Genomic DNA, 23,109 nt, shown 5'->3' on the forward strand with positions numbered 1-23,109 from the left:
CCGGTCGCGCTGGAACACCGTCCGCTTGCCGGGCCTTTCGGGCACGATCAAGGCGAAGCCGCGCGCGGTTTACGCTGCGAGGCGCGAGCGGGCAAGGCCGAGCGCGACGCATGCTTTCCACTCGATCAGCGAAACGACAGAATCCCCGACCTCTCCCGCGTGACATCTGTCACAGACGGGACGGACCGAAATCGGCCCGATACGCCGCCGGCTGCCAAGAGCCGGAAGGTAATCGGGGAGAGCAGAATGACCGCTCTAAGCCACGACGACGGCCGCGACGACGATGAAACGTGCGTGAGCCGTCCCATCCTCAAGCCTTCCCTGGAGAGCTTGCTGGCTCGCCTCGCAATCGGGCAGATCCTGCGGGAGGAATACGTCTACGAGGTTCACGGCCCGTTCGTCGCCGAGCTGCCCGCGACGCCTCAGCCGCGGCTTGCGGCCTGGATGATCGCCAAGCTGACGCGCTGACCAGCGCCCACGCCATCGTCGAGCACATCGGGAAGGCCAACACCAACGACAGGAGCGGTGAAGCCCCCGCCCCGCAATTTCACCAACGCTGCGCGGCCCCGCCGGAGCAGGCACGCGAGCGCGGCAGGCTACTCGCCTCCGGCCGTCGCTCGGCGGCGGAATATTACGATATTCGAGGGAGGAGCGGCATTCTCCACGCTATCGACTGCGTCCAGAACGAGTTCAATGGCCTTGCGCAGGCGTTCGTCGTCCGCCTGAGTGCCGGTGACGCAGAGAAATGCATTTTTGAGAAAAGCACGGCAGCGCTTATAGTCGGAGGCGACGATGTACTGTGTCATATTCATAGGCTTATCCTGCCTCGGCAACCGCTTACGCGAATAGCCTACATCAAATTTGATGCAGCGCCGTTGTATATTCGTGACCTTACGAGGCCGCCCCAGGCAACGGCTTGGACGAGACCAGACGCAGAATCGGCTTGTTGCTTGCGGCGGCCAACTTTTCTCGCCGAAGCTTTTTCTTCGCCAACGCGATGGTCGAAATGAAACGCAGCTGGTTTCGCTTTGACTTCATGGGCGCCCCAAACGGTTCATTCTGGGCCAATTTGGCCGCAGTCGTGGAGAGCACCGCAAGGATGAGGCCGATATCGCGGAGATCTGGCAGCTCGCCGACAAACCCGGCGCAAGCGGGGGGTGAGGGCAGCGATGGGCCAATCGGCCGCTGCTTCCTGGCGAGGAATCGACCGACCCGCAAACAGCTGGTCGAATCGGGAATACCAACCCTCTACGCGGAAAGGGTGTCTGAAACGATGGCGAGCCCGGCTGGATTCGAACCAGCGACCAGCAGCTTAGAAGGCTGCTGCTCTATCCATCTGAGCTACGGGCCCAAAAGCGAAGGGAAGGCCCCTCGCCTGTCGTTATCGCGTCAATGCGTCCACTGGCCGACGCGCGTGTACTTGAAATTGTCCGAGTAGGAGACCGCGCGCCGCTTCGCCTCATTCGGCTTCTCGACACGGAACGGAATGCCGTTGCGCGTGGCGTAGGCGACGGCCTCCGCCTCGCTGTCGAACCAGAGCTTGAGCTGGCTCTTCATATCCGACGAGGAAGTCCAGCCCATCAGGGGCTCGATCTCGCGCGGCCGCTCCGGCTCGTATTCGAGGAGCCAGCGCTCGGTCTTGGCAGTGCCGGACTGCATGGCCGTGCGGGCCGGTCGGTAGATGCGTGCGGTCATGAATAGCGCTCGGCCGTCACCAGATTTGCTCCGGCCCGGGAGCCGGGCCGTCTTGTACCGGTCTGGAATGGTCGGGGCACCAGGATTCGAACCTGGGACCCTCTGCTCCCAAAGCAGATGCGCTACCGGGCTGCGCTATACCCCGACAGTCCGCAAGTGTATCGGATCACTCGCAAAACCATCACGGCAGTTCCAAAACAACCTGCCGCAACGCGGAACGAAATAGCATCGTCGGAACGGTTTGGGAACAGGAACTTCCCACTAACTACCAGCGATGTTTTCCAGCCGCCTGTCCCGCCTCTCCGTCGCGCCCGGGAAGGGCGCCGCCGCCGCCCGATGCGACGCAACGCCGACGCAATCGCTGTTCGAAGCGTTGCTCGCCTGTTGTGGAAGGCGGCGGAACTCCTTGGGCTCCGGTGGCGCACTCCTTGAAGCGCTCGGCTCCACGCCGCAAGGAACGCGTCGATATGAAACAGGTCGAACCGTTCCGGCACAGCCGGGGCCCTGCCGAAGCCTTACCGATCGCCGTCTGGATCAGAGTGCTCCTTATGCTCGTCCTGGCTGCCTACATCGCGCGCGCAGCCCTGCAACTGCATCAGCTTCTCATAGCTGCAGCGCCCTGAAGGAACGCGCCATGAAACGAGGAAATCAGCTCTCCCGCGCTGCGCGCCTGGCAAAGACGAGGCGCGAGCAGGGCGAGGCCAGAAAGGAGCGCGAGAAGCACTTCCCCAAGCCGCACCTTGTGCCGGAGACGGATCGGTCGAACAGCGACGAGAACGACGAGTCGGAGAAACCGCGGCAGGCCCTGGCCGCGGCGGCAGACGGATCGCATGCCCGCCCGAAGTTAACAGCCGAATTGCGCTGGAGCGTGCCGGCTGCCGTATCCGCCTCGCCCTCGGCGAACATCATCTTCGCTTTCGCCCCCGCACGGTAGCGCGACCCGAAGCTCGACCGGTTCGCACCCCGCCTGTCGCGTCTCTCAGCGCTTGAAAAGCGGATGCTCGACCTTGTCGCCGGGCTTGATTCCGAGCTGCTTGCTGACGCCGCTATTGATCTCGAGCACCGAGAGCACCGGCTCGCCGGAGGGAATCGTGCGCGTGGAAAGCGGCTCGGTCCGCTCGGCAATGCGCGCGATGGTGCCGTCCGCCCGGATGAACAGCATGTCGAGCGAGATGTAGGTGTTCTGCATCCACATCGCGACAGACTCGCTGGCGCCGAAGTCGAACAGCATACCGCGGTCCGCCGGCATGTAGTTGCGGAACATCAGCCCCTTCGCCCGCTGGTCCGGCGTGCGCATAACCTCGACCTGGAATGTGTGCCGGCTGCCGCCGCTCACGATGACCAGCGGCTCGAGCCCGGCACCGGTTGCGGCGGGCTGGCTCTGCGCCGCGGCCGGCATCAGCGCCATCAGGACGACAACGATTGCGGCGAAAGCGGTTTTGAAGGCGTGCATCGCTTCCCAACTCCATGGCGGCCATCGCCGTTCTCATGCATTAGAAACGGCGGATGGCGAATCTTCGGCAGATGGCCGTGTCCGCCATCTTCCGGTCAAGCCTTTCCTCGTCATATGAATGCAGGACGCTGCCTCCTAAAGTTCGGCGGCTTTCTTTCGCTATCCGCTCGCGGCAGTTTCGCCCGGCCAATGAAGCAGGAGCCCCTTATGACGATCGCGCGCCTTCGTCGGCCGACGCACCTTACCGGCACGGCCCTGACGGCCGTCCTCATTGTCTTTGCGTCGCCCGTCTGGGCTGCCGATTTCCAGATCGACAACGTCAAGATCGATCTCGGCCGGATGGTGATCAACGCGCCGAAGATCACCGTCAAAGGCTCGACGCTGGAGAAGGACGCCTTCCTCGCCCTGTTCACCGGCGCCGCCGGTGATTCGGCAGCGGCGCGTGCAGGACGGCTGAATGCGACCGAGATCAGCGCCCCGGAGCTGACGATGGTGCAGAATTTCGGCGAGCAGAAGCAGACCACGACCTATCGCGACATCCGCCTCACCGACATCCGCGAGGGCAGGATCGGCCACGGCGAATCCGCGAGCGGCACGATCGTCGGCGACGGCGGCGCCACCGGCCAGCTCAAGGGTGAGCTGAAGCGCACGGCCTTCGACGCCTTCGATCTGCGCCAGAGCGCGCGCGTGCTGACCGAGAAGGCCGCGCCGGGCGTCGACGAGAAGATGCTGCCGCTGATCGGCAGCTTCGAGCAGGAGGGTTATGCCCTCGACATGGGCAAGGCCGGCAAGGCGTCACTCGGCAAGACCACGTTGCGCGGCTTCGCCGCCAAGGTCGGCCCCGAGCCGCTGCTCGACGTCATCAACCAGCTCGCCGCCGCCTCGGACGAGGTCGAGAAGAAGGATCTCGCCAAGAAGGACGACAAGCCCGAGGCGAAGCCCGCAGAGAAGAGCGACGCCGAGAAGCGGCTAGGCCTGTCCATGCTCTCGCTCTTCGACATGTTCGAATATGGCAGCGGCGAGGCTCGGGACTTCGCGATGACCGTTTCCGCTCCCCCCGCGTCGGGAGCCAAGTCGGACAACGTCGACCTCAAGATCGCCCGCATGGCCTTCGGCGAGGATACGCCGGCCAAGTCCGGCTTCGCGCTCGAAGGCTTCCGCTTCAGCTCCGGCCCTGCCAGGGGCGGCGTCGACGCGATCAGCTATTCCGGCTTCTCCTTCGCGCCGGCCCTGCGCGAATTGCGCGCGGCCCTGACCGAGCCTGACAAGCCGATCGAGGAGCTCGATTTCCGCCGCTTCATCCCGACCATCGGCACGGTGCGCCTTGCCGGGATCTCGATCGACGCGCCGCCCGCCGTCACCGGCAAGGACCCGATCAAGATCGCGCTGGGCACCTTCGAGCTCAAGGCCGGCGAGCAGCTCAACGGCATTCCGACCAGCCTCGCGCTGACCATCGACAAGCTGGTGACCCCGATCGTCGACACGGCCGGCAACCCGGCCGCCAAGGACATGATCGCGATGGGCATTCGCTCGCTCGATCTTTCGGCCAAGCTCGACCTGGCCTGGGAGGCGGCGAAGAACGAGCTCGCCATCCGCAGGCTGTCGCTGGGCAGCGCCGGCCTCGTCCAGCTCGACGCCTCCGGGACGCTCGGGAACGTCACGAAGGACCTGTTCTCCAGCGATCTCGCCCTCGCCCAGGTCTCCGCGCTCGGCGCCACCGCGCGCAACCTGCAGGTCAAGCTGCAGAACTTCGGCCTGGTCGAGAAGATGATCGAGAACGAGGCCCGGAAGTCGAAGCGCAAGGTCGAGGAGGTCCGCCAGCAATATGCCATGGTTGCGAGCCTCGGCCTCGCCGCGATCCTCGGCCCCTCCGACGCCGCCAAGACGCTGACGGCCGCGGTCTCGCGCTTCGTCGCCAAGCCCGGCACGCTCAGCGTCCAGGCCAGCGCCAAGTCGCAGACCGGCCTCGGCCTCGCCGACGTCATCACCATGACCGAGCCGACCGAGATCTTCGACAAGATCGACCTCAAGGCCGATGCCCTCTGATCTGGAGGGCGTCATCGCTCCCGAGGATCGCGACTGGCGCCCTTCGCGCCTGCAGGGATGGTGGGCAGGACTGCCCGCCATCACGCGCGGCTGGCTGCGCAAGCGGCTGAACCCGAGCAACCAGACCCGGCTACATCTGGCGCATCTGGTCAGCCGGCGGCCGGGCCAATTCGTCTTCGGCCCCTATACCTATGGCCGGCCGAAGGTCCGCTTCCCAGAAAGCGGGGCGAAGCTCGCCATCGGCCGCTACGGCTCTATCGCGGATGGCGTCGAGATCCTGCTCGGCGGCAATCACCGGCTGGACTGGGTGACGACCTATCCCTTCCCCGCCCTGCCCCGCCTCTGGCCGGAGACGGCGGGCATGAGTGGCCACGACACCACGCGCGGCGACGTCGTCATCGGCCACGATGTCTGGCTCGGCTCGCAATGCATGATCCTGTCCGGCCTCCGCATCGGCCATGGCGCGGTGGTGGCGGCCCGGGCCGTGGTGACGCGCGACGTGCCGCCCTATGCGATCGTCGCGGGCAATCCGGCCCGCATCGTCAGGCTGCGCTTCGACGAGGCGACGGTCGCCGCACTTCTCGAAAGCCGCTGGTGGGAGCTTCCGCGCGAACGGCTCGCCCCCCTCCTGCCACTCCTCATGAGCGAGCGGATCGGGGAGTTCCTCGCCGCGGTCAGGACGCGCGCAGCAACCGGCGCTTGAGGTTGAGCGCCGGCTTCTCGACCAGGAACCAGGACAAGCCCGCGATCACGAAGGTCGCAACCATCGAGGGCCAGAGCAGCGCAACCGCGCCAAGGGCCGGAAACAGCGCGTGCAGAGCCTGCTGCACCGGCCAGCCATAGAGATAGACGCCGTAGGACAGGTCTGCCGGCGGCTCGACCGAGCGGCGTGTCAACGCCGGGGCGAGCGCGATCACGAGAACGCCCCAGGCCGTGACGAGATAAAGCGCCGCCTTGTAGAGCGGCGTGTAAGCGAGCGGCACCAGCGCGAGAAGCGCGAGCGCCAGCAGCGGCAGCGAGAGCGTCACCCGCTCGCGATAGAGATAGATGACGCCGCCGGCGAGGAAGATCAGCGGCAGGCGCAGTGCCGTCTCCGTGCCCTTCGGTCCGTGGGGCATCAGCACCTCGCGCAGGACCACCGCCAGAGTGAGCGCCGCCAGCGCGGCCAGGGCCAGTCGCGGCCTGGCGAGCAGGCCGGCGAGGCCCGCGACCAGAATGCCGAGATAGCAGAGCGTCTCGTATTTCAGCGTCCAGACCGTCCCCATCGGGAATTGCAGCGGATTGCCCTCGAACACGCCCGGCAGGGCGGCTGCGCTCTTGAAGCTGGTCAGCGTCGCGCCGATGAAGCGCCACAGCCGCGGATCGCGGAAATAGGCGGCGAGATCGAGATTCGTCATCGCCCCGCCGATCAGCAGGGCGACGACCAGCGTCGCAGCGATCAGGCCGGGCGCGATGCGCAGCACCCGGGCCAACACATAGTCGCGCCAGCCGCGCCGCATGAAGCTCATCATGACGAGGAAGCCGGAGATCGCGAAGAAGCCGTTGACGGCATGTTCGCCGAGCGTGAAGCCCGTCGTCGCGAACCAGGGCTCCTGATCGAGCCGCCCGTCGGTGACGCTGAACGCGTGCGAGATCACGACGGCCACGGCCATGACCAGACGTAGCACGCCGAAATTATTGTGCGGATTGGCGAGCGCTTTCGCGACGCGCGGCGCACGCCCGATCATGGCGAAACCTCCAGCCCCTCATGCGCCAGCGCCGTCTGGCCGCGTCGCCAGGCCTGCGCCCCCGCGACCGAGCCGGCATGGGCGCTCATCTTCTCGCGGTTGAGCAGCAGGCCGTAGCCGATCGCCTTGCCGAAATTCTCGAGCGTGCGGATCGGACCCGGCTCCGGCAGGCCGTATTTGCGCGAGATATATCGTTCCGACCAGGCGAGATGCCAGCGCGCCCTGAAGCGCCGCCGCGGGGACGGCGCGGTCGAGCGCCCGCGCCCATGCCTTGCCTCGGCGTCATGGACGTGGATCAGCGCATGGCCGGCATCGCGCATGCGCCGGCACAGATCGTCGTCCTCGTAGAACAGGAAGATCGCCGGGTCGAAGCCGCCGATCGCCAGAAACAGCTCGCGCCGGATCAGCAGGCACGCGCCGGAGAGGAAGGGCAGACAGGCATCGCCTTCCGGCACGACCATGCCGCCGCTGCGGTTGAGATGATCAGGCGAGAGCAGCGAGCGTGGCTGCAAAAAAATGCGGCCCGAAGGCTCGACGATGCGGGGCGCCAGCATGCCGGCATCGGGATACCGCCCCGCCGCCTCCAGCAGTGCCGCAACCGCCCCCGGCCGGACCTCCAGATCGGGATTGACGATCAGAACATAGGGCGTATCGGCAGCAGCGATGCCGATATTGTTGCCGCGTCCATAGCCCTCGTTGCGGGCGTTCGCGATGACCCTTGCGCCCTTCGCGGCAGCGATGCTGCGGCTCTCATCCCCGCTGGCATTGTCGACGACGATCGCCGGCACGCCCTCGGCCGCCAGCGCATCGAGGCAGGCGGGCAGAACCTCGGCGCTGTCGTAGCTGACGACGATGGCGGTGATGGCGGCGGCGGGCATCGCGGCCTTGTGGCCTCGACACAGCGCCGGACGCAAGCGAATTCAGCGCCGGGCGAGCGCGCCGATCTCGCCTTGGACGCGCTCGCGCTCCGCTGCGTCGCAGCGATGCGGCGCCTTGTAGGATTTCACGGCATAGCCGGCATTGGCCGCGATGAAGCGCTGGCGGTCCTGCCGGTCGAGCCTGGCGATGATGCGGCCGCGATCGACCTTCAAGCCGCAATCATAGGCGCGCGAAACCGTCGCGGCAGCATACTCCACGGTGCCGGGCGGCGGACCGGCAACGCTGGTGCACCCGGCAATCGCGATGAGCATCAGCCCCGCGGCGAATGGCTTGGCAGAGGTCATGAAATCGGCAGCCGTTCAGGAGGCGTCGAAGTTCCCGCCGCGGATGCGGCCCATGCGTTCCTTGAGCTGCCCCCGCTCCTCGACCGTGCAAGGCTCGGGACGAATACCCTGATTGACGGTCTCTGCCTCGGACACGCCGACATAGGCAGAACGGGCAGCGGCGATCTGCTCGTCGCTTGCCCCACGCGCCTTCTCGGAGGCGAGGAAGCGATCGAGCGTGCCGCGCTGCGGCCTACCCGCCTTGCAGGCGGTCGCGCGCGAGATGGTCGTGGCCAGAACCGAGGCACGCCCGGCGCTGGTATCGGCCTCACCCGCGATGCAGGCGCCAAGCGGCAGCGCGAGAAGGCAGGCGAGCGACAGGGCTCGCCCGGCAGGCAGCGAAGGCATGGTGGTCAGCCGTTCTTCTCGGGCAGGTTGACCCGCAGATGCGCCTCGCGCAGCTGCTTCGGCGTCGCCTCGGCCGGTGCTCCCATCAGCAGATCGACAGCCTGCTGGTTCATCGGGAACAGCGCGACCTCGCGCAGATTCGTCGCCCCCGCCAGCAGCATGATGATGCGGTCGACGCCGGCCGCCATGCCGCCATGCGGCGGCGCGCCGTACTGGAAGGCGCGGTACATGCCGCCGAAGCGCTCGATCACGGTCTCCTCGCCATATCCGGCGATCTCGAAGGCCTTCACCATCGCCTCGGGGCGGTGGTTGCGGATGCCGCCGGAGGCAAGCTCGTAGCCATTGCAGGCGATGTCGTACTGGAAGGCCTTGAGCGAAAGCGGGTCTTCCTCGGTCAGCGCCTTCAGGCCGCCCTGCGGCATCGAGAAGGGATTGTGCGAGAAATCGACCTTCTTCTCGTCCTCGTTGTACTCGAACATCGGGAAATCGACGATCCAGGCGAAGGCATAGGCGTTCTCGTCGATCAGGTTGAGCTCCTGACCGACCTTGTTGCGGGCCGAGCCTGCGAACTTCACGAACTTGTCGGGGTCGCCTGCGACGAAGAAGCAGGCATCGCCGCCCTTCAGCCCCATCTGCGCGATGATGCCGGCGACGCGCTCCGGTCCGATATTGTTGGCGATCGGCCCCTGCCCTTCGCCGTCCTCCTTGACCATCAGATAGCCGAGGCCGGGCTGCCCCTCGCCCTGCGCCCAGGAGTTCATGCGGTCGCAGAAGGCGCGGCTGCCGCCGCCCGGCGCCGGAATGGCCCAGACGCGGTTCTTCTCGCCCTCGAGGATGCGCGCGAAGACCTTGAAGCCCGAGCCGCGGAAATGCTCGGAAACATCCTGCATGATGAGCGGGTTGCGCAGGTCGGGCTTGTCGGAGCCGTACTTCGCCATCGCCTCGGCATAGGGAATGCGCGGCCAGTCGCGCGCGACTTTCTTACCTTCGGCGAACTCCTCGAAGACGCCGGTGATCACCGGCTCCATCGTCGCGAACACGTCCTCCTGCTCGACGAAGCTCATCTCGACGTCGAGCTGGTAGAACTCGCCCGGCAGCCGGTCGGCGCGCGGGTCCTCGTCGCGGAAGCAGGGCGCGATCTGGAAGTAGCGGTCGAAGCCCGCCATCATCAGGAGCTGCTTGTACTGCTGCGGCGCTTGCGGCAGCGCGTAGAACTTGCCCGGATGCAGGCGGCTCGGCACCAGGAAGTCGCGCGCGCCTTCCGGCGAGGAAGCGGTCAGGATCGGCGTCTGGAACTCGGAGAAGCCCGAGTCCTTCATGCGGCGGCGCATGGAGTCGATGACCTTGGTGCGCAGCATGATGTTGTTGTGCAGCTTCTCGCGACGCAGATCGAGGAAGCGGTATTTCAGGCGCGTGTCCTCCGGGTATTCGAGATCGCCGAAGACCGGCAGCGGCAGCTCGGCCGAGGGGCCGAGCACCTCGATCCCCGTCGCGAAGACCTCAACCGCGCCGGTCGGCAGGTTGGCGTTCTCGGTGCCGGCGAGGCGGGCCTTGACCTTGCCGTCGATGCGCACGACCCATTCCGAGCGCAGCGTTTCGGCATCGGCAAAGGCTGGAGAATCCGGATCGATAACGACCTGCGTCATGCCGTAATGGTCGCGCAGGTCGATGAAGAGCACGCCGCCATGGTCGCGGATGCGATGGCACCAGCCGGAAAGCCGCACGGTCTGGCCGATGTCGCTCTCGCGGAGCGCGCCGCAGGTGTGGGAACGATAGCGATGCAGGGTCACGGGATCGGTCTTTCGGAAAGGCAATGGAAGCCGGCCAAATGGCGCCGGCCGCAGCTTGCGGGCTAACCACACGCGCGCGCCCGAAATGTCAAGAACGGCCGCGACATCCGGCCCCGGACTCTGCTAAGAGCCGAAGGCCATGCATCTGATCACTGATACCGCTGCCCTCGCCGCCGCCTGCGACCGCCTCGCCGCCCACCCTTTCGTGACGGTCGATACCGAGTTCCTGCGCGAGACGACCTATTATCCGAAGCTGTGCCTGATCCAGCTCGCGTCGCCGGAGGAAGCCGTTCTGGTCGATCCGCTGGCGCCCGATCTCGACCTCGCCCCGTTCTTCGGGCTGATGGTCAACGCGTCCGTGGTGAAAGTCTTCCACGCTGCCCGGCAGGACCTGGAAATCGTCTGGCTGCTCGGGCGCGTGCTGCCGGCACCGCTTTTCGACACGCAGGTCGCCGCCATGGTCTGCGGCTACGGCGACTCGGTCGGCTACGAGCAGCTCGCCAACGATCTCGCCAAGGCCCGCATCGACAAGTCCTCCCGCTTCACCGACTGGTCGCGCCGCCCGCTCACCGAGGCGCAGCTCGCCTATGCGGAGTCGGATGTCACCTATCTGCGCCAGATCTATCTCGCGCTGAAGGCCGATCTCGATGCGAGCGGCCGCGAGAGCTGGGTCGCCGAGGAGATGGCGGTGCTGACCTCGCCCGGAACCTACGAGGTCAAGCCCGAGAACGCCTGGCTGCGGCTGAAGGGACGTGTCCGCAAGCCGCGCGAATTGCCGATCCTGATGGAAGTCGCCGCCTGGCGCGAGCGTGAGGCTCAGGGCCGTGACGTGCCGCGTCAGCGCGTTCTCAAGGACGATGCGCTGATGGACATCGTCCAGCGCGGCCCACGCACGGTCGAAGCCCTTGCCGAGTTGCGCTCCGTCCCCAATGGCTTCGAGCGCTCGCGCAACGGTGCCGAGGTTCTCGCGGCGATCGAGCGCTCGGCCGCGATCGATCCCAAGACCTTACCCAGGCTGGAGCGCGAACGCGGCCGGCCGGCGAACGGCGCCGTGCTCGACCTGCTCAAGGTCCTGCTCAAGGCGGTGGCCGATGCCGAGCGCGTCGCGCCGAAGATCATCGCCTCGAGCGACGACCTCGAAGCCATCGCGTCGGATGAGCTTTCGGATGTTCCCGCGCTCAAGGGTTGGCGCCGCGAGGTCTTCGGCGAGAAGGCCCTGGCTTTGAAGAACGGCTCGCTCAGCCTGCGTATCCAGCGCGGCCGGGTCGTGGTGAGCTAGCGGGCCCGGCAGCCTAGCCGCCGACGCCGTAGCTCTTCACCAGCGAGCCCGTCACCAGTCCCCAGCCGTCGACCAGGACGAAGAAGATCAGCTTGAACGGCAGCGCCACCGTCACCGGCGGCAGCATCATCATGCCCACCGACATCAGGATCGAGGCCACCACGAGGTCGATGATCAGGAACGGCACGAACAGCAGGAATCCGATCTCGAAGGCGCGCCTGAGTTCCGAGATCATGAAGGCGGGGACCAGCACCTCGACTCCGACATCCTGCGGCTGCTGCGGGCGCGGCCCCTGCGACATGTCGAGGAAGAGCGCGAGATCCTTCTCGCGGACATGCCTGAGCATGAACGTCTTGAAGGGCACGACGCCGCGGTTATAGGCCTCCTGCGGCTGAATCTGCCCTGCGACCAGCGGCTGGATGGCGTTGGTGTAGGCCTCCCGCAGCGTCGGCGCCATGACGAAGCCGGTGAGGAACAGTGAGAGCCCGATGATGACGGCGTTGGGCGGCGCCGTCTGCGTGCCCAGCGCCGAGCGCAGCAGCGACAGCACCACCACGATCCGGGTGAACGACGTCACCATGATCAGGATCGACGGCGCCAGCGCCAGCACCGTGATGACGGCGATGAGTTGCAGCGCCCGTTCGGCGACGCCACCGCCCTGCCCCAGATCGAGCGACAGGGTCTGCGGCAGCGCAGGCGTGGCCTGCAGCGCAAGCAGCAGTGCGGCGGCCAGCAGGGCGCGCCCGAAACGATAGCGTCTCGCTGGTCTGAAACTCGGTGTCACACGCGGCTGCCGCTACGCCCGACTCACGCGATCGGACGGGAGGAGGCTAGCCACGGCAAAACGCCGCGCAACACATGCGCGGCGTCCCGGGGCCCGAGGGCCGACATTCCTGTTGATGGCCGCGGGTGTGGGCCGGCGGCGCGATAGCCGAGATCGTCTTAGGACTTCGCCTTGGGGTCGCGCCCGAGCAGGCGGGCGAACTCGGCCTCGATGGCATCGACCGAGAACGGATCGAGCTCCTTCGACTCGGGCTCGGCCGGCTTGTCTGCCTTGGGCGCAGCTTCGGGCTCGGGCTTGGCTGGGGGCTTCGCCTCTGGCTCGGGCGTGGCTTCTTGCCGAGGCTCCGGCTTCGCGACGGCCGCGAAAGCCTCCTCGAACTCGTCCTCGATGATCAGCGGCGTGGGCTCGCTCGGCTTGGGAGGAACAACAGGCGGCGGCTCCGGCGCCTTCGTCTCGACCGGCTTAGGTTCGGGAGCCTTAACCGCAGGCGCAGGAGCAGGAGCAGGCACCGCGGGAGCGGGCTTGGGAGCCGCGCGCTCCGGGGTCAGCCCCAGCGCGGCCGCAAGTTCCGCCTCGACATCGCTCGGCAGCACCGGCTGGCGCATCGGCGCGGCCGGGATCGGAGTCGGTTCAGGCTTCGGAACAACCTTCGGCTCGGGCGCTGGCGGCGGCGGCTCGACGGCCGGCTTCGGCGCTTCGGCAATCGGCTTCTCGAAGGGCCTAACCGGCGGCAAGGGCGGCTTCACCGGCGGGGCAGCGCTCTCCTGCGAGGCTTCGCCCGGCAGATTGGCTGGGCGCACGGCCGAGAAGGGGCGCTTCAGCGCCTCTTCGAGCTGGCGCGTCATATCGTCGAGCTCGCCCGCGCTGACCGCTGGCGGCGGCGCATGTTCGCGCGCGAAACTCGGGGCCGGACCTGTCGTCAGCGGCGGGATCGGTGCCGGCGGCGCGGGAGGCACGAAAGGCTTCGGCGCCGGCTGTGTCTCGCCGCCGGCGAGGCCGAGGGCAGCTGCAACCCCCGCACTCGCGGCGGCAGTGGCCGCGATATCGCCATGCGCCGGCCCCGAACGCGTCGGCAGCGGCGGCAGAACATCGGGGGCCTCGGTGACGGCAGGCGTCCTGCGCGGTTCGTCGCCGGCGCGCGCGGGCGGTTCGGCCGGCGGAACCAGCGTCTCGAACGGCGGCAGCGGACGGTCGGGCAGCGCCGTCTCATTGTAGTTCGGCGCGGCCGCGCGGCCCCCGCTTCGCAGGATATTGGCTTCGACCACGACGTCGGAGGCACCGCCGATCATGACGAGATGCTCGACATTGTCGCGCCTGATGAGAACGAGCTGGCGCTGGCGGTCGAGATCGTAGCTGTCGACGACACCGAGACGCGGCTGGCGCTGGCGACCGCCGGCATGGCCGCGCAGCCGCAACCGGCCGCCCTGGATCTGCCGCACGAACAGTCCGAGCAGGGCGAGAAGCACAAGGATGACGACAGAGGCGACGATCACCTTCTGCGCGGTCGAGAGTTCCAATCCGAACAAGCTCTGCAAGGTCTGCCTCATCTGCGAAGACGGCCCCGAGCGGCCGAAGTTCCGCACGAGGTTCAACACCTTAGCTATAGCATAACGCTTTCACCATCGGGAAACATGGTGAATGCGTGGTTAACGCGACCTGTGAAATGCCGCAGATTTAACTGCCTGTTAACCATGAGCCCGGCAGGATTTGCCTAGTATCGGGCAATGCAGCGAGGAGCTGGGCCATGGCGAATGACGGCTTGAGCATCGGCGGCGGCCTGATGCAGGCGCTGAAACTGCGCATGCAGTACCAGCAGTCGCGCCAGAAGATTCTGGCCGAGAACGTCGCCAATGCCGACAGCCCCGGCTTCCGCCCGGTCGACCTGAAGCCGCCGAGTGTCGACCCCGCCCGCGCCGGTGTGGCTCTCGCCCAGACCAGCGCCGGCCATATGAGCCTGTCCGCCGGCAATGGCGGCTTCGACGGCACCGGCGCCCCGCGCTTCGAGACCACGCCGAACGGCAATGCGGTGAACCTCGAGGACGAGATGCTCAAGGTCGCGCAGAACCAGTCCGACTATCAGCTGGCCGCCTCGCTCTACAGCAAGGGGCTCGGCCTGATGAAAATCGCCATCGGCAAGGGACGCTAAAGGTTGGGACGCCGATCATGGATCTGATCAAGAGCATCGCCGTCGCCGCTTCGGGCCTGCGCAGCCAGTCCGGCCGCATGCGCGTCATTTCGGAGAACATCGCCAACGCCGACTCCGGCCCCGAGCGCGCGGGGGCCGATCCCTATCGCCGCAAGGTTCCCACATTCCAGCGCCATTTCGACCGCGAGCTCGATGCCCAGCTCGTCGCGCTCGGGAAGGTCCAGCGCGACCAGAGCGCCTTCAAGGTCAAGCACGAGCCGGGCAATCCGGTCGCCGACGCCAACGGCGACGTGAAGATGCCCAACGTCAATTCGCTGGTCGAGATGGTCGACATGCGCGAGGCCCAGCGCAGCTACGAGGCCAATCTCAACCTGATCTCTTCGACGCGCCGGATGATCCAGCGCACCATCGACATCCTGCGCGCCTGAACCGCGCGGCTCCAGAAGGGGACTGAACCGCCATGGCTACTCCGGGTTTCGCCGCGGGCGCCTACGCCTCCATCCAGGGGATGGGCGCCGGAAATCTGATGCGCAAGCCGCTCGTCACGGGCGCGTCGGAAACGGGCGGACCGGATTTCTCCGCCCTGCTTGGCAAGGCGCTCGACGCGACCGCCGAGGCCGGCCGCAAGGCCGATACCCAGACCGCCACCGTTGCCGGCGGCCGTGCCGACATCGTCAATGTCGTCACAGCAGTTGCCGAGAGCGAGGCTGCGATCGAGACGCTGGTCGCAGTGCGCGACCGCGTGATCGCGGCCTATGAAGAAATCATGCGGATGCCGGTCTGACGGCCAACGGATCGGAAAAAACCATGACCTCCGGAGCCATTCTCGACATCGCGCGCGACGGCATCGTCGTCTTCCTCAAGGTCGGTGGACCGCTGATGGTGATCGCGCTCGTCGTCGGCCTCGCCGTCTCGCTGGTGCAGGCGCTGACCCAGATCCAGGAACAGACGCTCGTCTTCGTCCCGAAGATCGTCGCCGTCTTTGCCGCGCTGATGCTGTTTCTGCCATTCATGGGTGACGCGCTGGCGGGTTATATGGGGCGAGTCGCCGCCCGAATCGCCACGGGCGGATGATTCTGTCGCGACTGCGGCCGGCCCGCGCCGGCGCGGCCCCGCGGCGCCCGCGCTGGCGTGAAGTTCTTGGCGTAAAGGTGCCCGCGGCACGATGCAGATCGCGATCCTGCCCGAGATCAGCGCCCTTTTCGTGCTCGTCTTCGCGCGCGTCGGCACGCTCGTCATGCTGATGCCCGGCATCGGCGAGCGCTTCATCTTTTCGCGCTCGCGGCTGTCACTCGCCTTCTTCATCGCCCTGATGATCGTGCCCGTGGCCCGCCCCTCCCTGCGCATCCCGCCCGACGTCTCCGGCATCGTCGCGCTGCTCATCGGCGAATTGCTGATCGGCCTGATCATCGGCGTCTGCGCGCGACTGGTGATGGCCTGCCTGCAGACGGCCGGCACGCTCGTAGCCCAGAGCATGGGCCTGGGCTTCGCCATGACGGTCGATCCGACCGGCGGCCTGCAGAACCCGTCGATCGGCAACTTCCTGACCATGCTCGGGACCACGCTGATCCTGACGACCGATCTGCACCACATCGCCATCGCGGCGATCCATGAAAGCTATCGCCTGCTGCCGCCGGGCGGTGTGCCCGAGATGCCGGATATCCTGACGCTCGCGGTTCAGTCGGCGGCGCGCGGCTTCTCGCTCGCCGTGCAGATTTCCGCGCCCTTCCTCGTCTTCGGCCTGCTGTTCAATCTCGGGCTCGGCGTGCTCGCGCGGATGATGCCGCAGCTTCAGGTCTTCTTTCTCGCCGTGCCGGCCTCGATCCTCGGCGGGATGCTTGTCCTGCTCGTCGTGGTCGGCGTGATGATGAGCGTCTTCCTCAACGATCTCGGCGCGTTCCTGCGCCAGTTCACGGGAGGCTGACGCGCGATGGCCGAAGATACCGAGAACGAGGACAGGACAGAGGACCCGACCCAGCGCAAGCTGGACGAGGCCACCGAGAAAGGCGACATACCCCGATCGCAGGAGATCGGCACCTTCTTCGTGCTCTGCGGCTTCACGCTGGCCCTGCTGGTCGCCGCCGGCTGGTCGGCCCGCGACGCGATGTTGTCACTGCGCTCCTTCCTGATGAATGCCCATCAGGTGCCGCCGGACGGCGCTGCCTTCATGCAGGTCACGCGGCAGGGCGTGTTGACCGGCTTCATGGCGCTCGGCCTGCCCTTCGCCTTCATCCTTTGCGCCGGGCTCGCTGGTGCCGTGCTGCAGCACAAGCCGCTCTGGACCTTCGAGCCGCTGATGCCGAAATTCAATCGCATCTCCCCGATGGCGGGCGCCAAGCGCATGTTCGGCAAGGAGGCCTGGATCAATTTCGCCAAGGGCCTCGCCAAGACCACGCTGATCGGCACCGTGGTCTGGACCACGCTCTGGAACCAGCACGACAGGCTCGAGGCCTTCGTGCAGATGAATGTGTCGGCCCTGATGCCCGCGACGCTCTCGCTCGCCATCAAGCTGATGGGCGCGGTGCTCGCCCTCTTCGCCATCCTCGCCATCGGCGATTTCGCCTGGCAGCGCTTCAGCTGGTACCAGCGCCAGAAGATGACGAAGCAGGAGATCAAGGAGGAGTTCAAGAACTCCGAAGGCAATCCCGAGGTCAAAGCGAAGCTGCGCCAGATCCGCGCCCAGCGCGTGCGCAAGCGCATGATGGCCGCAGTACCGAAGGCGACGGTGATCATCACGAACCCGACCCACTTCGCCGTAGCCCTGCAATACGAGCCCGGCATGGCTGCACCGCTCTGCCTGGCGAAAGGCGTCGACACCATGGCCCTCAAGATCCGCGAAGTCGCCGGCGAGCACCGCGTGCCGATCATCGAGAACCCGCCGCTGGCGCGCGCGCTTTACGCGACGGTCGACATCGACCAAGAAATTCCTGTCGAACACTATCAGGCGGTCGCCGAAGTCATCGGTTACGTCTTGCGCCTGAAGGGCCGGCGCGCCTAACTCGGCGACGATGCGAAGAAGGATGGCCGCAGCGTTCCCGGTGCGGCCCAGCAGCGAACGGACTTCACCGCATGAGCGGCACCACGGCGACCACGATCGATCGCTCCGACAAGCCCGGCCATATCGGCATCATCCTGCTGGTTGCGGGCCTGCTCGTCGGCGCCGCCATCGCGCTCGGCTTCCTCGCCAATGAATGGGCGCAGCCGCTCATCCTCGGATTGCTGGCCCTGCTCTCGGTCGTGGGCGTCTTCGGCCTCTTCGCCTTCGCCATCGGCCTCGTCCAGTTCTCCGGCCGTGCCGCCCGCAACGACCTCACCAAGACGATCGTCGACGGCGCCGATGAGGGCATCGTCGTCACGGAGGGCGAGAACGAGATCGTCTACGCCAACGAGGCCTATCTCGTGCTGGCGGGCGCCACGGGCGCGAACGACCTCAAGCCGGTCGGGCGTCTGCTGACCGGCCGCGCCGAAGTCTCGGAGGCGATCTACCGGCTCGCCGCCGCCGCCCGCGAGAACCGCCGCCTAGTCGAGGAAGTCCGCCTCGAACCGGCGCTGAGCGGGCGCGGTGCGGTCGGCTGGTACCGCGTGCGGGTCACGCCGGTGCGGCGCGAGACCGGCAACGCCACGCTCTGGTCGGTCACCGACATCACGCCCGAGCGCGAGCGGCAGGAGAACGCCTTCCAGGAGCTGCAGCACGCGATCGACTATCTCGACCACGCACCGGCCGGCTTCATCTCGATCGACGCCGACGGCGAGGTCTCCTATCTCAACGCCACGCTGTCGAGCTGGCTCGATTTCGACCTCGCCCGCTTCGGCTCCGGCGGCCTGCAACTCGACGACATCTGCACGCCCGCCGCCGCCGCGCTGATCCAGGCCATCCGCGGCCAGCCCGGCGATGTCCGCGTCGAGGTCCTCGACGTCGATCTGAAGCGCCGCAACGGCAACCCGTTGCCGGTGCGGCTGCATCATCAGGTCGCTTTCGGGCAGGACGGCCGCGCCGGCCCCTCCCGCACGCTGGTCCTCAACCGTGCGCCAGGCGAGGCCGGCGCCGATCGCGGTAGCGATGCCGAGGTCCGCTTCGCCCGCTTCTTCCACTCGACGCCGATGGCGATCGCCACCGTCGACAGGAGCGGCGCCATCCTGCGCTCGAACGCCGCCTTCGCCCGGCTCGCCCCATCCGGCACGCAGCCCCGCACGATCCACGATCTCGTCACGCCCGATTCCGGTCTGGATCGCTCCCTGGCCGAGGTTGTTGAGGGCAGCGCCACGGTGAGCCCGCTGGATCTCTCCCTCTCCGGCGAGGATGGCCGCTCGGCCAAGCTCTACCTCACCCCGGTTTCGGCCTCCGAGGACGGCGACGGCGAGCGTGCGATCGTCTACGCGCTGGAGACCACGGCCGAGCGCAAACTGCGCGACAATATGGACCAGGCCGGCAAGATGCAGGCCGTCGGCCAGCTCGCGGGCGGCATCGCGCACGACTTCAACAACGTGCTGCAGGTCATCATCAACGCCTCCGAGTTCCTGCTGGCGAGCCACCGGCCGACCGACCCGTCCTTCCCGGACATCATGCAGATCAAGCAGAACGCCTACCGTGCCGCCGCGCTGGTCCGGCAACTGCTCGCCTTCTCGCGCCGCCAGACCCTGCGTCCTCAGGTGCTGGAACTCGGCGAGGTGCTTTCCGATCTCTCGCTGATGCTGAAGCGCGTCGTCGCCGACAAGGTGACGCTCGACGTGCGGCAGGGCCGCGACCTCTGGCCGGTCAAGGCCGATCTCGGCCAGCTCGAGCAGGTCATCGTCAACCTCGCCGTCAACGCCCGCGACGCCATGCCGGACGGCGGCAAGCTGACGGTGCGCACCCGCAACGTTGCCCGCGAGGACTGCGTGAGCTTCAGCCACGCCGCCCTGCCCGCCGACGATTACGTGCTGCTCGAAGTCGAGGACAGCGGAACCGGCATCCCGCAGGAGCATCTCGACAAGATCTTCGAGCCCTTCTTCACCACCAAGGAGGTGGGCAAGGGCACAGGCCTCGGCCTCTCGATGGTCTACGGCATCGTCAAGCAGACCGGCGGCTATGTCTTCGTCGATTCCACCGTCGGCAAGGGCACGGCCTTCCAGATCTTCCTGCCGCGCCATGTCCCGAGCCAGGAGGAAATCGCCGCCGAGGCCGCGGCCAAGGAAGCGCCCAAGAAGCTCGCCGCCGACCACACCGGCGCCGGCATCATTCTGCTGGTCGAGGACGAGGACGCGGTGCGCGCACTGAACGCGCGCATGCTGGTCTCGCGCGGCTACACCGTCCACGAAGCCGCCTCCGGCGTCGAGGCGCTCGATCTCTTCCTCAAGAACGACGGCCAGATCGACCTCGTCGTTTCCGACGTGGTCATGCCCGAGATGGATGGCCCGACCTTGCTGGGCGAGTTGCGCAAGCGCAACCCGAATACCAAGGTCGTCTTCGTCTCCGGCTATGCCGAGGAGGCCTTCCGCAAGAACCTGCCGGAGGGCGAGGACTTCCACTTCCTGCCCAAGCCCTTCACGATGAAGCAGCTCGTCGAGACGGTGAAGGCGGCGATGGGCTGACGGGGCTTTTCGAGGGGCTCGGAGAAACCTTAAAACCTTGCGTCATTCTCGGGCGAAGCGGAGCCTCGACCCCAGAATCTCAGACCAGAGAGACGCCGGGAGCCCTTCGGCGAGAGATGCCCGGGTCAAGCCCGGGCATGACGACCAAAGCCCCTCAGCGCGCCGGAGCCGCGCTGACATCCGCGCCCTGCCGCGAAGCCAGCGCGCTCACCCCGATCAGTGCCAGGATGGTGATCACGGCCGAGAGGCTGAGATAATAGCCGACGAAGGGCAGACCCTTCTCGGTCGCGAGCCAGGTCGCGACGTAAGGAGCGAGCGAAGCGCCGACGATCCCGCCGAGATTGAAGGTGAGTGAGGCGCCGGTATAGCGCACGGATGTCGGGAACATCTCCGCCAGCGCCGTGCCCAGCGGCCCGTAGGTGAAGCCCATCAGCGACAGCCCGACGACGAAGAAGGCGAGCACGCCGAGTGTGCTGCCCGAGCCGAAGAGCGGCGCCAGCACGAAGCCGAAAACGGCAATGCCCAGCGTCGTCGCCAACAGGGTCTGGCGGCGCCCGAAGCGATCGGCCAGCACGGCCGAGACCGGGATGGTCAGGCCGAAGAACACGACCCCGATCATCTGCAGTGGCAGGAATTGATCGCGCGAGAAGCCGAGCTTCGTCGTGCCCCAGCTCAGCGAGAACACGGTCATCAGGTAGAACAGCACGAAGGTCGCGAGCGCCGCGAAAGTGCCGCAGAGCAGCGCGAGCTTGTGCTCGGCGAAGACGCTGACGAAGGGCACGCGCACCCGTTCGTGCTTCTCCATCGCCTTGCGGAAGGCAGGTGTCTCGCTGATCCGGAGGCGGACATAGAGCCCCATGAAGACGAGCAATGCGCTGGCGATGAACGGGATGCGCCAGCCGAAGCTGAAGAACTGCTCATCGGTCAGCAGCGCGTCGAGCGCGAGGAAGCTGCCGGTCGCGAGGATGAAGCCCACAGGCGCGCCGAGTTGCGGGAACATGCCGTACCAGGCCGATTTGCCGGGAGGGGCATTCTCAGTCGCGAGCAGCACCGCCCCGCCCCACTCGCCCCCGAGGCCGAGCCCCTGCCCAAGCCGGCAGAGCGCCAGCAGCAGCGGCGCGAGCACGCCGACCGCGGCATAGGTTGGCAGCAGGCCGATGGCCACGGTCGAGAGCCCCATCGTCATCAGCGCGGCGACGAGCGACGCCTTGCGGCCGATGCGATCGCCGAAATGGCCGAAGATGGCGGCGCCGATCGGCCGCGCGAAGAAGGCGATCGCGAAGGTCGCGAAGGACTGGAGCATGGCGGTGGTCGGATCGCCGCCCGGAAAGAACAGCTTCGGGAACACGATCACCGCAGCCGTCGCGTAGATGTAGAAGTCGAAGAACTCGATCGTCGTGCCGATCAGGCTCGCCAGCAGGATGCGTCGCGGCGAGTTCGGGGCCGTTTGGGCGGGGGCGGAGGACACGTTGGCAACTTTCGAAAACAAATGGAGATTCCCCGCGCAATAACAGGAAACGGCGGGCACCGAGATGGGAAACGCAGCGGCCAGCCATGCACCAATCGCATACGATGGGGATCACAAGAAATACCGCATGATAAAATAGCATAACGGGGGAGGCTCAAATTGCCCCTCCTGACACAAGCTGACATACAGAACAAAAAAAGAACTTGCTGACGGGAACAAAGAGTGATCATTCTGCTGTCAAGACTGATTGAGATGTCCCCTTGGCCCTGCCATAAGGAGCCCGAACTGTGAATCAGGCAAACCTCAGACTTGTGGAAGGCTCCTCGATGGACAAGGCCAAGGCGCTCGATGCGGCGCTCTCCCAGATCGAACGCGCCTTCGGCAAGGGTTCGATCATGCGGCTCGGCAAGAACCCGCAGGCGATCGAGATCGAGACGATCTCTACGGGCTCGCTTGGCCTCGACATCGCGCTGGGTGTCGGCGGCCTGCCCAAGGGCCGCGTCATCGAGATCTACGGGCCTGAATCCTCGGGCAAGACGACGCTGGCGCTGCACACCATCGCCGAGGCGCAGAAGAAGGGCGGCGTCTGCGCCTTTGTCGATGCCGAACATGCGCTCGATCCGGTCTATGCCCGCAAGCTCGGCGTCAATCTCGACGACCTGCTGATCTCCCAGCCCGACACCGGCGAACAGGCGCTCGAGATCACCGACACCCTCGTCCGCTCCGGGGCGATCGATGTGCTCGTGGTCGATTCCGTCGCAGCGCTCACGCCCCGCGCCGAAATCGAAGGCGAGATGGGCGATGTCCAACCTGGCCTGCAGGCCCGCCTGATGAGCCAGGCGCTGCGCAAGCTCACGGCCTCGATCTCGCGCTCGAACTGCATGGTGATCTTCATCAACCAGATCCGCATGAAGATCGGCGTGATGTACGGCTCGCCCGAGACCACCACTGGCGGCAACGCGCTCAAGTTCTACGCTTCCGTGCGCCTCGACATCCGCCGCGTCTCGACGCTGAAGGAGCGGGACGAGGCGACCGGCAACCAGGTCCGCGTCAAGGTCGTGAAGAACAAGGTCGCGCCGCCCTTCAAGCAGGTCGAGTTCGACATCATGTTCGGCGAGGGCATCTCGAAGGTCGGCGAGCTGATCGACCTCGGCGTCAAGGCAGGCATGGTCGAGAAGTCGGGCGCCTGGTTCTCCTTCGACAGCCAGCGTCTTGGCCAGGGCCGCGAGAACGCCAAGACCTTCCTCAAGAACAACCCCGATCTCGCCGCGAAGATCGAGGCCACGATCCGGCAGAACTCCGGCCTCGTCGCCGACCGCATCCTCGACCAGGCGAACCCGACCGACGACGATCTCGACGAGGGTGAGGCCTGAGCCGGACTGCTCTGGCGCGGAACGATGCAAGGGCGGCCTTCGGGCCGCCCTTTTCGTTTGAGAATAAGGCCTTGCCGGGTGTGCGCTGCGTCAAGCTTTCTGGACAGGGGCGGGCCGCCTGACTAGAACCGGACCTTCCTGCCGGACCTGCCCGGCCCCTGCCCGAG

General features: G+C 66.6%; 24 protein-coding genes and 2 tRNA genes. 13 read left to right on the plus strand and 13 right to left on the minus strand.

The features are described 5' to 3' along the window. Positions 1 to 246 precede the first annotated feature (246 nt). Positions 247 to 468, plus strand: coding sequence for a hypothetical protein (locus tag AB4Z16_RS19715; RefSeq protein WP_441513033.1), 222 nt, complete (start codon positions 247 to 249; stop codon positions 466 to 468). 128 nt (positions 469 to 596) lie between these two features. On the opposite strand, the gene AB4Z16_RS19720 is transcribed toward AB4Z16_RS19715, so the two are convergent. From AB4Z16_RS19720 to AB4Z16_RS19735, 4 genes are all read right to left on the minus strand, one after another. Then, complete coding sequence (locus tag AB4Z16_RS19720) at positions 597 to 812, minus strand: hypothetical protein (RefSeq protein ID WP_441513034.1); 216 nt, start codon at positions 810 to 812, stop codon at positions 597 to 599. A gap of 462 nt (positions 813 to 1,274) precedes the next feature. Then, positions 1,275 to 1,351, minus strand: a tRNA-Arg gene (locus AB4Z16_RS19725). 38 nt (positions 1,352 to 1,389) lie between these two features. After that, positions 1,390 to 1,695, minus strand: coding sequence for an ETC complex I subunit (locus AB4Z16_RS19730; protein ID WP_441513035.1), 306 nt, complete (start codon positions 1,693 to 1,695; stop codon positions 1,390 to 1,392). Between the two features lie 68 nt (positions 1,696 to 1,763). Continuing rightward, positions 1,764 to 1,840, minus strand: a tRNA-Pro gene (locus tag AB4Z16_RS19735). Positions 1,841 to 2,329: 489 nt separating this feature from the next. On the opposite strand from AB4Z16_RS19735, the gene AB4Z16_RS19740 reads away from it, so the two are divergent. After that, entirely contained in the window at positions 2,330 to 2,629 is a 300-nt protein-coding gene (locus AB4Z16_RS19740; protein ID WP_441513036.1) for a hypothetical protein, read from the plus strand. Positions 2,630 to 2,674: 45 nt separating this feature from the next. On the opposite strand, the gene AB4Z16_RS19745 is transcribed toward AB4Z16_RS19740, so the two are convergent. After that, entirely contained in the window at positions 2,675 to 3,148 is a 474-nt protein-coding gene (locus tag AB4Z16_RS19745) for a DUF192 domain-containing protein (protein ID WP_441513037.1), read from the minus strand. A 207-nt stretch (positions 3,149 to 3,355) separates the two neighbouring features. Between AB4Z16_RS19745 and AB4Z16_RS19750 the strand changes: the two genes are divergently transcribed. Together AB4Z16_RS19750 and AB4Z16_RS19755 are read left to right on the plus strand one after the other, a co-directional pair. Next, positions 3,356 to 5,194: a hypothetical protein gene (locus AB4Z16_RS19750; protein WP_441513038.1), complete on the plus strand. Its 1,839-nt coding sequence runs from the start codon at positions 3,356 to 3,358 to the stop codon at positions 5,192 to 5,194. Beyond that, a complete protein-coding gene (locus tag AB4Z16_RS19755; RefSeq protein WP_441513039.1) occupies positions 5,184 to 5,897 on the plus strand; it encodes a CatB-related O-acetyltransferase in 714 nt (237 codons plus the stop codon). Before AB4Z16_RS19750 ends, AB4Z16_RS19755 begins: the two co-directional genes overlap by 11 nt. On the opposite strand, the gene AB4Z16_RS19760 is transcribed toward AB4Z16_RS19755, so the two are convergent. The 5 genes from AB4Z16_RS19760 to aspS are packed head-to-tail and all read right to left on the minus strand — an operon-like array spanning position 5,869 to position 10,315. Further along, on the minus strand, positions 5,869 to 6,921 hold the full coding sequence (locus AB4Z16_RS19760) for an acyltransferase family protein (RefSeq protein WP_441513040.1): 1,053 nt from the start codon (positions 6,919 to 6,921) through the stop codon (positions 5,869 to 5,871). The genes AB4Z16_RS19755 and AB4Z16_RS19760 overlap by 29 nt on opposite strands. Further along, positions 6,918 to 7,799 carry a glycosyltransferase family 2 protein gene (locus AB4Z16_RS19765; RefSeq protein WP_441513041.1) on the minus strand — a complete coding sequence of 294 codons (882 nt, stop codon included), beginning with the start codon at positions 7,797 to 7,799 and terminating at the stop codon, positions 6,918 to 6,920. The genes AB4Z16_RS19760 and AB4Z16_RS19765 overlap by 4 nt, the downstream gene beginning before the upstream one ends. Before the next feature lie 42 nt (positions 7,800 to 7,841). After that, positions 7,842 to 8,144, minus strand: coding sequence for a hypothetical protein (locus AB4Z16_RS19770; protein WP_441513042.1), 303 nt, complete (start codon positions 8,142 to 8,144; stop codon positions 7,842 to 7,844). 15 nt (positions 8,145 to 8,159) lie between these two features. Further along, complete coding sequence (locus AB4Z16_RS19775) at positions 8,160 to 8,531, minus strand: hypothetical protein (RefSeq protein WP_441513043.1); 372 nt, start codon at positions 8,529 to 8,531, stop codon at positions 8,160 to 8,162. A gap of 5 nt (positions 8,532 to 8,536) precedes the next feature. Further along, on the minus strand, positions 8,537 to 10,315 hold the full coding sequence (aspS, locus tag AB4Z16_RS19780; protein WP_441513090.1) for an aspartate--tRNA ligase: 1,779 nt from the start codon (positions 10,313 to 10,315) through the stop codon (positions 8,537 to 8,539). 145 nt (positions 10,316 to 10,460) lie between these two features. Between aspS and rnd the strand changes: the two genes are divergently transcribed. Continuing rightward, complete coding sequence (rnd, locus tag AB4Z16_RS19785) at positions 10,461 to 11,600, plus strand: ribonuclease D (RefSeq protein WP_441513044.1); 1,140 nt, start codon at positions 10,461 to 10,463, stop codon at positions 11,598 to 11,600. Positions 11,601 to 11,613: 13 nt separating this feature from the next. On the opposite strand, the gene fliP is transcribed toward rnd, so the two are convergent. After that, entirely contained in the window at positions 11,614 to 12,384 is a 771-nt protein-coding gene (fliP, locus tag AB4Z16_RS19790) for a flagellar type III secretion system pore protein FliP (protein ID WP_441513045.1), read from the minus strand. A gap of 158 nt (positions 12,385 to 12,542) precedes the next feature. Next, entirely contained in the window at positions 12,543 to 13,919 is a 1,377-nt protein-coding gene (locus tag AB4Z16_RS19795) for a hypothetical protein (RefSeq protein ID WP_441513046.1), read from the minus strand. A gap of 209 nt (positions 13,920 to 14,128) precedes the next feature. On the opposite strand from AB4Z16_RS19795, the gene flgB reads away from it, so the two are divergent. The 7 genes from flgB to cckA all read left to right on the plus strand — a co-directional run bounded on the left by flgB (position 14,129) and on the right by cckA (position 20,101). Continuing rightward, complete coding sequence (flgB, locus tag AB4Z16_RS19800; RefSeq protein WP_441513047.1) at positions 14,129 to 14,530, plus strand: flagellar basal body rod protein FlgB; 402 nt, start codon at positions 14,129 to 14,131, stop codon at positions 14,528 to 14,530. 17 nt (positions 14,531 to 14,547) lie between these two features. After that, complete coding sequence (gene flgC, locus AB4Z16_RS19805; RefSeq protein ID WP_441513048.1) at positions 14,548 to 14,958, plus strand: flagellar basal body rod protein FlgC; 411 nt, start codon at positions 14,548 to 14,550, stop codon at positions 14,956 to 14,958. A gap of 32 nt (positions 14,959 to 14,990) precedes the next feature. Then, positions 14,991 to 15,314, plus strand: a complete 324-nt coding sequence (locus tag AB4Z16_RS19810) for a flagellar hook-basal body complex protein FliE (protein ID WP_441513049.1) — start codon at positions 14,991 to 14,993, stop codon at positions 15,312 to 15,314. A 23-nt stretch (positions 15,315 to 15,337) separates the two neighbouring features. Continuing rightward, positions 15,338 to 15,604 carry a flagellar biosynthesis protein FliQ gene (gene fliQ / locus AB4Z16_RS19815; RefSeq protein ID WP_441513050.1) on the plus strand — a complete coding sequence of 89 codons (267 nt, stop codon included), beginning with the start codon at positions 15,338 to 15,340 and terminating at the stop codon, positions 15,602 to 15,604. Positions 15,605 to 15,695: 91 nt separating this feature from the next. Next, positions 15,696 to 16,454: a flagellar biosynthetic protein FliR gene (fliR, locus tag AB4Z16_RS19820; protein WP_441513051.1), complete on the plus strand. Its 759-nt coding sequence runs from the start codon at positions 15,696 to 15,698 to the stop codon at positions 16,452 to 16,454. 6 nt (positions 16,455 to 16,460) lie between these two features. Next, the gene (gene flhB / locus AB4Z16_RS19825; RefSeq protein ID WP_441513052.1) at positions 16,461 to 17,528 is read left to right on the plus strand and encodes a flagellar biosynthesis protein FlhB; all 1,068 of its coding nucleotides are present in this window, start codon (positions 16,461 to 16,463) and stop codon (positions 17,526 to 17,528) included. 71 nt (positions 17,529 to 17,599) lie between these two features. Beyond that, positions 17,600 to 20,101 (plus strand): cell cycle histidine kinase CckA, encoded by a 2,502-nt coding sequence (cckA, locus tag AB4Z16_RS19830; protein WP_441513053.1) that lies wholly within the window; start codon positions 17,600 to 17,602, stop codon positions 20,099 to 20,101. A 154-nt stretch (positions 20,102 to 20,255) separates the two neighbouring features. Here the strand turns inward: cckA and AB4Z16_RS19835 are convergent, their stop codons facing one another. Beyond that, positions 20,256 to 21,569 carry an MFS transporter gene (locus AB4Z16_RS19835; protein WP_441513054.1) on the minus strand — a complete coding sequence of 438 codons (1,314 nt, stop codon included), beginning with the start codon at positions 21,567 to 21,569 and terminating at the stop codon, positions 20,256 to 20,258. A 287-nt stretch (positions 21,570 to 21,856) separates the two neighbouring features. Between AB4Z16_RS19835 and recA the strand changes: the two genes are divergently transcribed. Beyond that, entirely contained in the window at positions 21,857 to 22,942 is a 1,086-nt protein-coding gene (gene recA / locus AB4Z16_RS19840) for a recombinase RecA (protein WP_441513055.1), read from the plus strand. Positions 22,943 to 23,109: the final 167 nt, after the last annotated feature.

The organism is Allobosea sp. TAF32 (genome assembly GCF_052113585.1).
Classification (GTDB): domain Bacteria; phylum Pseudomonadota; class Alphaproteobacteria; order Rhizobiales; family Beijerinckiaceae; genus Allobosea.